This is a genomic window from Flavobacterium sp. SOK18b (genome assembly GCF_014156605.1).
GTDB classification, from domain to species: Bacteria; Bacteroidota; Bacteroidia; order Flavobacteriales; family Flavobacteriaceae; genus Flavobacterium; species Flavobacterium tiangeerense.
Map to the genome: position 1 here is coordinate 1 of NZ_QKNZ01000155.1, position 6,039 is coordinate 6,039.

Genomic DNA, 6,039 nt, shown 5'->3' on the forward strand with positions numbered 1-6,039 from the left:
CTATAAACTATCAAAATCAAATTGCACAAATTAAAAAATTAGAAGTAGAAGAATCAATTTCTGAAAAATCATTACAAGAAATTAACCAAAAGTTAGACATTTTAAACGAAGAAAAAAGAACTTTAGAAGCACAATCTAAAGACGAAAGCAAAGGTGCTGAATTAGTTAATCAACATTTAACTCATTTCTTTGGGCATAATGAATTAAAATTAGTTGCTGAAGGGAATGCTCCCAATATTCTTTTTAGAATTGTAAGAGAAAATGAATATGCTAATAATTTGAGTGAGGGAGAATGTAGCCTTATTTCTTTTTGTTATTTCATTGCAAAAATGGAAGATGAACTTAAAGATGAATTAAACAGTGGCAAATTGATAATTTACATTGACGATCCAATTTCGAGTTTAGACAGTAATCACATTTTTTTTATGTTCAGTTTAATTGAAACTATTATAGCTAAACCAAAAAGATATTGTCAACTTTTCATTTCAACACATAATCTAGATTTTTTAAAGTACCTAAAACAATTAACTTATCCTAATTATAAACCACAACCAACTTCAAAAGACAAATTAGATAAAAATCAATTTTTGATTGAGCGTAAATCGAAATCAAATTCGATATTAAAAATATCTCCCGAATATTTAAAAAGGTATATCACTGAATTTAATTATTTGTTTTATCAAATTCATACTTGCGCGACTGCTGATTTACAAAACATAGAACATAATTTCCAATACAATTTTGGAAACAATATGCGTAAATTTTTAGAAGCATTTTTATTTTATAAATATCCAAGTAATAAAATGTCTTTTGACCAACGAATTAAGAAATATTTTGATAATGATGAAGTTACTTTTACTTTAGTAAAACGAGTAATAAATGAGTTTTCACATTTGGAAGAAAATTTTGATCGAAGTTTAGAGCCAATTGAAATAAGTGTAATTCAAAATGTTTCAAGCGCTGTAATGGATAAAATGGAAACAACAGACAAAGACCAATTTGAAGCACTAAAAGAGAGTATTGAAAATGAAACAGAAATATATTGACGTCAAAAAAGCCAGCCACAACTCACGCCTCACTCAATTTGAGCTTTAAGCTTTATTTAAAAGAGGCTTTGTATTTAGAAGATTTAGCAAATCCGAATAATGGGTTTTATTTATTACCAAACTTGCTGAAGTCCCAAAACGCTAGCTACAAGTGTTCAAACTGACCTAAATAAAAACAGAAAAATGACAAAAAAAGATTTAATAAAACGGTTGAAGTGGTATTATCCATTGGAACGGTCGCACGCATTTATTACTTTCCCGTTAATTGGGATTTATTTGCTCTTTACTAATTCATTTCTTGATATACTATTTATTTTATATGGCTTAGTGCTGTGTGTTTTCATATTGTTTCAAGGGCAACATTACTGGAAGCTAAAACTAAATAGGCTTACAGGAAAGGCATTTGACCAAAACAAGAATCTAATGTTTTTTAGAAAATCAAAAAGAAACAACCTTTTTATGATAGGTTTAATCCCGTTAGTATTTATTATTCAGCTATATTTTTCTAATTGGGAGGTAAAAACAGAGAATTTGATGTTGTGGGCAATCATAGCAAACGTTTTTGGGATTCTTGAACACATTAATTATTATAATAGACAATTAATGATAGACAACACATCTGATTTAAACTATGTAATTAGAAACCGAAAACTTAAAATTGCAAGTTTGGCTAAGGACTTGTTGGAAAATAAAATTTAAAACAATAGGAGCAAATAAGCTTCTAGCAGTTTAGGAATCAGACTTTATGGGGAAATGGTTTTGTATTTGTAAAGTCAATGTTAATCCGAAAGTCTAGGCTTCATTAATCCGCCACATCTCAAAGCAGCCTCACGCTGGTAACAACCTAAAAGAAAAACAAAAGAATGAAATTCGACAGAAATGATAAAATAGAAATTTTTGAAAATGCAATTAGTTGGATTGTAGTATTTGCCATGTTTGTTTATGGTGGAGCTAAAATAGTTCAATTTGATGGAGCTGCTGAAATTGATAAAACTGTTTCAGAAATGACTGGTATGGAATTGATGTGGGCTTTTTATGGTTACTCAAAAGCATATGCAATAACTTTAGGATTTTTTGAAATAATTGGAGGAATATTGATTTTGATAAAAAGAACCAGAATTATTGGTTGTTTGTTCACATCTACCATACTTGTAAATGTGATTTTACAGGACATATATTTCCAAGTGCATAATGGAGCTCTAAAAGCAGCGATTCTATACCAATTATTAATTTTAATAATTCTATGGTTGAATAAAGATAAAGTTATTCAAAGCATCAAGAGTTTAATCCATTTCAATACATCTCAGCAACCGAGATTTAAATTTATAATCAAATTAGTAATTGCTTTTATTTGTTTTATAATACTGAGAATAGCAGAATACTTTATAACAATGAAATTGTAGAGCCAGTAGATAAAGGTTATTACAACGTATTTGGGCAATAGGCTTAATAGTTAGTTGGTTTTGTAGTTGGGATGATTTACTTCGTCTATTCGCTATTGTTCGGGTGAAAAACCCGAATAATGGGCTGGATTTATTACAAAAATGCTTGTAGAACGGGGAACGAAATGCTTAAATAAAACTCTTTTTTTAATGATATTTCCGGTTCTTAAAGTGTCTTTAAAACTTGGAATAAGTATATTATGTTGACAGATTCTTGAAATATGTTTCATTATTGTTAATGCGAAATTTCCTGTTTTGGTGAGACTTTTTTGCTATATTTGTTAGTAAACAAACGGAGGTTTTTTCACAAACTGACGTAAAGCTGTGAAAAAACTACTTTTAATTTAAAAAGTATTCGAAGGGCTAACTAAAGAAAAATCTCAAAATAATAAATTCTCAAGAGGTTAATTTTAGTTTTTTCATCAACAAGCTTTAAATCCAATTTTAAAATAACTCAACCTACAATTCGACAGTAATAAATTGTTAAATTGCATTCGTATAATTTATGAAAAAACCTGAAATACTAAAAAATGAAATCGAAAGATTGAAAGAATTAGAATCTTATAAAATTATTGGTGAGTTAGAGGACTTTGATTATGACTTTTTGACTCAAATGGCATCTCAAATTTGTGGAACAAAAATTTCTATGATAAGTCTTATCACAGATGAAAAACAATGGTTCTTGTCTCACAATGGAATGGAGGCTAGAGAAACACCAAAGGAATTTGCCTTCTGTGCACATGCTATCAATAGTCCAGAGGAAGTATTCGTTATTGAAGATTCCAGAAAGGACGAGCGTTTTTATGACAATCCGCTTGTAACAGGAGACCCAAATGTCATTTTTTATGCTGGAGTTCCTTTGGTCAACGAAAATGGGTTTGCCTTAGGTACACTTTGTGTAATTGATAATTACCCCAAAAAACTAAATGAACAGCAAATCATGTCTTTGAAAATGTTGTCAAGACAGGTAATGAAGTTACTAGAATTGCGAAGAAGATCAAACGAATTGGATAAAATTAATGCCAAACTTTTAAAAACAAGTGTATTATTTAACGAAAGCCAAAGAATAAATAAAATTGGTGCTTGGGAATTGGATTTAGTAACTGGAATTACTGATTGGACAGACGAGGTGTATTCCATACACGATGTTGGTGTAGATTTTGACCATAACAAAGCAAGTGCAATTAGTTTTTACCATCCTGATGACCAGCACATTATTGTTAATGCAATTGAGCAAACTATTGCTACAAAAATTCCTTTTGATGTGAAATGTAGGTTAATATCGAACAAAGGCATACTGAAATGGGTGAGGTCTACTGGAATTTTTTGGCAAGAAATTGGCGGAAATCCTAAATTAATAGGCTCGTTCCAAGATATATCTAGCACAATACGAATAAAAGAAGAATTGGAAGAAGCTCATGCTGAAAACCTAGCAATTTTAAATGCCAGTACTCAAGTCAGTATTATTAGCACGGATACTTCTGGTGTAATCACTTCTTTCAATAGGGGCTCAGAATTGCAATTAGGTTACACTGCTAACGAAATGATAGGGAAACATACACCTCAAATTATACATCTAAAAGAAGAAGTAGAAAATGTAGGAAAAGAACTTTCGGCAAAACACAATACTAAAATAGAAGGATTTGATATTTTTGTTACACATGCAAAAGCAGGACTATATGAGACGAGAGAGTGGACTTATGTGCGTAAAGATGGTAGTACATACTCAGTATTGCTCTCGGTAACGGCGGTAAAGCGAAATGAAATGATTACGGGTTTCTTAGGAGTTGGAATCGATATCACTGAAATTAAAAAGGCTGAAAAAGAAATTTTGGCATTATTGGATATAACTCGAGATCAAAATGAAAGGCTTAAGAATTTTGCCTATATCGTTTCACATAATTTAAGATCACATTCTGGTGGGATTTCAATGTTGCTAGACTTTTTTAAAGAAGATAGTCCTGAAATTTATGAAAATGAGTTGTTTCAGCATTTTGAAAATGCGTCCGATAGCCTTTCAGAAACTATCAAGCACCTAACAGAAGTTGTACAAATTAATTTAGGAACAATAGAAAATGCTACATTAACACTATTGAGACCGGTTATTGAAAAAAATATTAGCAGTCTTTTGCCATTGGCCATTGAAGCTGGTGTTTCGCTCCAGAATGAAGTTCCCGATTATATAAAAGTGCTGGCTATACCAGCGTATTTAGAAAGTATAGTGTTAAATTTTATAAGCAATGGAATTAAATATTCTTCAAAAGAAAAAAACAGCTATTTGAAAATATCAGCTGAACTTACAGATGATTTTTTAATATTGATTTTTAAAGATAATGGTCTAGGTATAGATTTGCCAAGACATCGAAACAAGTTGTTTGGAATTTATAAAACCTTTCATGGAAATAAAGATTCTCGTGGCGTAGGATTGTTTATTACCAAAAATCAAGTTGAATCCATGGGAGGGCGAATAGAGGTTGAAAGCGAAATAAATATAGGTACAACTTTTAAAGTATTTTTGAAAAATGAAAAAAATTAACATCGCATGTATAATAGAAGATGAGCCAATTCATCTTTTTATTACCAAAAAACTAATTAATATGACGGGTATGGTGGAAAGCCTACTCATTTTTAGTAATGGAAAGGAAGCTTATGATAAGCTTAAAGCAATATTTTTGGCAAGTGAAAAACTGCCAGAAATTATTCTACTAGATTTGAATATGCCAGTATGGGATGGTTGGCAGTTTTTAGAAGAATTTACAAAAATACCTATCAAGACAAAAGTAATTATTTACATATTGACAAGCTCTGACAATCCAGACGACATTAAAAAAGCTGAAACATATAGTATGTCAAAAAATTATTTAATTAAACCAATAAGTCTAGACCAGTTAAAGATTGTATTATCTGAAATAGAATAAACACCTTCAAGAAATTGGCAGGTCAGTAGTTAAATGAGTCTTCGTGCTTCTGATCAAGATTAGTGTTGGCAGACATTTTTGGTCTCAGAAATCATCAATTTTTTGTAATTGCAAAATATAAGTCTGTAAAGAAAACTCTTCAATTCCAGAAAGTATTAGTAGGGCTACCATAGAAAAATATCAAAGAGGAGATTTTCAATCTACTAGTTTTATTTTTTTCATAGACTGATGGGAGTACATATTTTGCTGGAAATTGTAAACAAAAGATAATCATTAAAAGAGTGAAAAAAGGTATTGTTAATTTTTCTGGTTACTTTGTTTTTTACATCATGTAAGAATAATAGTGAAACCAATTTTGATTCTTTAAAAATTAAAGACGTTAGTGAAATTCTTAAAACGGTAATTTTAGAAGACAGTTTAAAGGTTTTAAAAAATGAAAAAGAGTCCAAAATGTTTTGCGAGGATTTAATTAAACTGGATATTTATATTCCTGAAAAAAGAAAAAATAACAATCCAATTCCTCCTCCACCTCCATCATTTTTTAATGTCATCTCATTAGAAACTTTATTACATTATAAAATAGAGAACGAATTGTTTTTTAATTCTAATGATTCATTGTATTTACTTCAACAA

The 6,039-nt window shown here is 30.1% G+C and carries 6 protein-coding genes; all 6 read left to right on the plus strand.

The annotated features are described in order from the left end of the window. Positions 1-1,046, plus strand: a 1,046-nt coding sequence (locus tag DNC80_RS15585) for an AAA family ATPase (protein WP_182652003.1), incomplete at its 5' end; no start/stop codon positions are given. A 183-nt stretch (positions 1,047-1,229) separates the two neighbouring features. Beyond that, the gene (locus tag DNC80_RS15590) at positions 1,230-1,745 is read left to right on the plus strand and encodes a hypothetical protein (RefSeq protein WP_182652004.1); all 516 of its coding nucleotides are present in this window, start codon (positions 1,230-1,232) and stop codon (positions 1,743-1,745) included. A 164-nt stretch (positions 1,746-1,909) separates the two neighbouring features. Next, positions 1,910-2,449: a hypothetical protein gene (locus DNC80_RS15595; RefSeq protein WP_182652005.1), complete on the plus strand. Its 540-nt coding sequence runs from the start codon at positions 1,910-1,912 to the stop codon at positions 2,447-2,449. A gap of 544 nt (positions 2,450-2,993) precedes the next feature. Then, positions 2,994-5,024, plus strand: a complete 2,031-nt coding sequence (locus DNC80_RS15600; RefSeq protein ID WP_182652006.1) for a PAS domain S-box protein — start codon at positions 2,994-2,996, stop codon at positions 5,022-5,024. After that, a complete protein-coding gene (locus DNC80_RS15605; RefSeq protein WP_182652007.1) occupies positions 5,011-5,406 on the plus strand; it encodes a response regulator in 396 nt (131 codons plus the stop codon). The genes DNC80_RS15600 and DNC80_RS15605 overlap by 14 nt, the downstream gene beginning before the upstream one ends. Before the next feature lie 450 nt (positions 5,407-5,856). Continuing rightward, the coding region (locus tag DNC80_RS15925; RefSeq protein ID WP_220485267.1) for a hypothetical protein at positions 5,857-6,039 on the plus strand (183 nt) is incomplete at its 3' end.

What these genes read in the sequence shown, in the direction of transcription:
- DNC80_RS15595 (WP_182652005.1), top strand. Translation starts at nt 1,910, where the DNA reads ATGAAATTCGACAGAAATGATAAAATAGAAATTTTTGAAAATGCAATT.
- DNC80_RS15590 (WP_182652004.1), top strand. Translation starts at nt 1,230, where the DNA reads ATGACAAAAAAAGATTTAATAAAACGGTTGAAGTGGTATTATCCATTG.
- DNC80_RS15600 (WP_182652006.1), top strand. Translation starts at nt 2,994, where the DNA reads ATGAAAAAACCTGAAATACTAAAAAATGAAATCGAAAGATTGAAAGAA.
- DNC80_RS15605 (WP_182652007.1), top strand. Translation starts at nt 5,011, where the DNA reads ATGAAAAAAATTAACATCGCATGTATAATAGAAGATGAGCCAATTCAT.